Below are 3335 nucleotides of genomic sequence, written 5' to 3'. Positions count from 1 at the left end.
ACAACCGCTGGCGCCCACACAGCCACAACAAAGGACTCCCACCGACCACCGCAATGACCAATTTCAAGCCAAACCAGCAATCGCTGCCAACCGCTGCCTAACCAACAAGAAACCAGCCGACTGTCTCACATCCTTGACACACCTCAGTTGGTACCAGCGGGAGTTATGCGGTTAGTTTTTCGGTGTTTTCCTTGGGCTGGTTGATCCATGCCGGTCCGGGTAGGGCCAGGATTTTGGGGTCGGTGGTTTTGGTGAATCGGTTGGGATGTTTTGCCCTCGCTGTGGCGAGGGTTTCGGAGCGTTGCTTGGCGATGCCGCTGGCGAGTCCGTAGTGGACGTTGGCAGGGGTGTGGAAGCCGATCCCGGAGTGCTGGTGGTGATGGTTGTACCAGTCCACGAACTCGCTGATGAACGCCCTGGCATCGGAGCCCGCGCGGGCCGGGGCGGGAGGCGACAATAGGTTTTCATCCGTTGGGCGGTGGACGTCATTGCCCGGTAAGGAACTTCTCCGGGTTGCCGCCGGCCCGGGTGCCGGAGTCGAACCACGCTGTTAGACCGGAGGATTACGGGCGGCGCATTCGTCCATGGGTGACCAGGTCACAATGGACACCGTAGCCGGATGCTGGCAGTTGGACGAAGGAGACTGTGCTAGCCGTCCGTGAGAGTGACCTCAAGGCCGCCCACCAGGATGGCGCTCACGTTGTACACCAAAACCCCGATGGTGGCCGAAACACTGATCAGGACAACGTTCACGAGAGCAACGATGGTGGCAAACGCGGCAACACGGTTCAGTGGCAGCGCATGCCTCAGATCCACGGGAGATCCCAACGAGGTGCCCACCACGCTGGTCAGGAACGCGCTCAGCTGATCAAAGAATCCCGTAGCAGCGAAAATCATCCATAAGGCCACGTATCCGGCCACGGTAAGGACGCCCAAAGCAATGGAAAGCAAAAAAGCTGTCTGCAGGATCTTCCAAGGCGACGCCTTCGATACCAGGAGCCGCGCCCGCCGGGGCTGGGTTGGCCCGGCTCGCACCGGGCCCCGGCCTGGTACAGGATTCACGCTGGACATTTCGTGGGAGTCCTCTCTACAGGTGTTACAACCCGCCCCCTCAACAGTAGTGGAATCCGCGCCGTGGCCCCACGCTATCGCTCCTGGGATGGCGCACCGAATCGGTATGGCGTCGGCCAAACGTGTCCCGTGTGGGTCCACCCTCCCTTACGGACGGACTTTGGCTAGCTTCCATCAACAAGCTTCATGCCAGTGGTTACCCGCGTCGGCGAGGCCTCCGCACACGATGTATGCCGTTTTCTGTAAAGCGCCCCCCTACTTCCCGTCCCCGGTCAGCCCTTCTGCCTGCGGTTCGCATCGCGCAGCCCGTCGCGCTCAGCCAGGAGGCGGTCACGCTCCCCCGCTACGGCCTCGGCCCGGGCCTCCGCCTTATCAGCCCGGGATCGCTGCTCAGCCAGCGCCTCCCTGCTCCTGGTCTCAGCAGAAGCTGCCTGTTCCCGTGCGGCTACGGTCTCCGCCCGCGCCTCGTCCCGCGCGGTCGTCAAAGCCTCATACGCGCTAGCATGCAAACGTCCCGCGTCCTCCAACCGCTCAGCCAAGGCATCACGCTCAGCCTCAGCCCTCTCAACATCCTCCACCGCAGCATCACGCTCGGCCTGGGCCCGCTCCACCGTGGCCTGCCAACCCGTCCGGGCCTCCACGAACTCGCCCCGAGCGACGGCCACGGCCTCGCGCCACAACGCAACGAACCGCGCCTCAACAGCGGCCGGAGGCGCGGGCACGGCTTCGGCCTGGGCTTCGCGGTCATTCCAAGTCCGCGCAACCTCTACCGCCACGGACATACGCACACCGGACCGCTCACGTACAGCACGGGCCGTGACAGCAGTCCCGCCGGCGGCCAGCGCCTCGGCAGCCTCGCCGGCCCGCTGCTCAGGTGTCTGCTGCTCAGCCATAAAACATACCTCCAGTTAGTATCAAAAGTAACGGTGTTTCCTGTTTCCTACGTTACCCTCTAGGAGATACTTCCACCAGTCCCCCATTTCAGGAGGCTCCGTACCTGGCCCCTCGCCCTGCTGAGAGTTTTGTCCGGGGGGGCTTCCGTCCACGATTGGCGAGCCGGGTTGGTAGTCTCCACTGCATGAACGACAGCGGAGGCGACGGTGAGACGGTGCGGATGTTCCGGGCCGGCATCCCGGCTGCCACGATCGTTGGCCTGACCGGTGCGCCCAGGTCAACAATATTTCGGCGGATCCAGGTGGCCTCGGCCCGTGATCCAACACTGCGCTCTGATCACACTACGAACCGGGAACCTCCCCCCGGAACGGAAACCAAGCCCATTCCGTCGGGCTGGGCGACACGGACCCAGCAGATCCTTAAATACCAACACCGGACGGGTTACTGGCCACACCAGCACTCCCCTGACGCCCAGACCAGGACCATGGCCCGATGGCTGGCGGACCGGTTAACCGCGTGGCGCCACCTTGAGCTACCACCCAGGCACGAAGCATGGCTCGATCAGCAGATCCCGGGCTGGAAGCAACCATCCCGGGCCGTCAGGAATGCTCAGCGCTGGGTGGAACGACTCACCCAGCTGGCGACCTTCACAACACAAACAGGATCGTGACCACGGTACCCGGCGGCAGCCGAAGACCACGAACGGGTCCTCGGCGTCTGGAGACATATGCAGCGACAAAAACTCAGCCAGGGAACACTCACCCCGAGCAGATCACCGCTCTCGATGCACAAGCTCAGGGCTGGCAGGGGTTCAGGACCCCCCGAACCTAGCGTTTTATTCGGTGGGTGACGTTTCCCGGTAGTACCGCTTTAGTACCGAATCGGTACTAAAGCTAGTTGGCTTCCCGTTCGAGCCGCTCGACGGCGGGCCGAACGATTTTGTTCAGCATGTACTGGATGCTTCGCTCCTCTTTGGCACATAGGGCCTTGACAGCAGGCTTCGATCCCGTCACTGCTGTGGTCGACTCCACCACCCGGGCCGGCTACTACCCCGGAGCCAAGCCCATCCGCACCAAGCTCGTCGCCGAACGCGGCACCGGCCGGCTCCTGGGTGCCCAAATCGTCGGGGAGGAAGGCGCCGCCAAGCGCATCGACGTCCTGTCCGTGGCCGTGTGGCACGAGACCCCGGTCGAGGAGCTGCTCAACATTGACCTGTCCTACGCCCCGCCGTTCTCGCCGCTGTGGGACCCCGTCCTGATCGCCGCCCGCAAGGCCTGGCAGGCCGTCGAGGACGACCGGTCCCGGACCGAACCTTAACAGGCACGGCCGCCCCCTCGATTGGACACAGTGGCGAAGCCTTCTTATATGCA

At 63.4% G+C, this 3335-nt stretch carries 3 protein-coding genes and 1 pseudogene; 1 reads left to right on the top strand and 3 read right to left on the bottom strand.

The genetic code is table 11. The annotated features are described in order from the left end of the window. Positions 1-163: 163 nt before the first annotated feature. From IV498_RS16570 to IV498_RS16560, 3 genes and pseudogenes are all read right to left on the bottom strand, one after another. Positions 164-514: pseudogene (locus IV498_RS16570) on the bottom strand (integrase core domain-containing protein); the annotation flags it as partial. A gap of 134 nt (positions 515-648) precedes the next feature. Then, entirely contained in the window at positions 649-1071 is a 423-nt protein-coding gene (locus IV498_RS16565) for a DUF3566 domain-containing protein (RefSeq protein ID WP_269048193.1), read from the bottom strand. 272 nt (positions 1072-1343) lie between these two features. Next, the gene (locus IV498_RS16560) at positions 1344-1964 is read right to left on the bottom strand and encodes a DNA-binding protein (protein ID WP_269048192.1); all 621 of its coding nucleotides are present in this window, start codon (positions 1962-1964) and stop codon (positions 1344-1346) included. Positions 1965-2952: 988 nt separating this feature from the next. Between IV498_RS16560 and IV498_RS16555 the strand changes: the two genes are divergently transcribed. Further along, positions 2953-3282: a hypothetical protein gene (locus IV498_RS16555; RefSeq protein WP_269048191.1), complete on the top strand. Its 330-nt coding sequence runs from the start codon at positions 2953-2955 to the stop codon at positions 3280-3282. Positions 3283-3335: the final 53 nt, after the last annotated feature.

Source organism: Paenarthrobacter sp. Z7-10 (assembly GCF_026932795.1).
Classification (GTDB): domain Bacteria; phylum Actinomycetota; class Actinomycetes; order Actinomycetales; family Micrococcaceae; genus Arthrobacter_M.
This window is presented reverse-complemented; position numbering and strand designations above follow the sequence as displayed.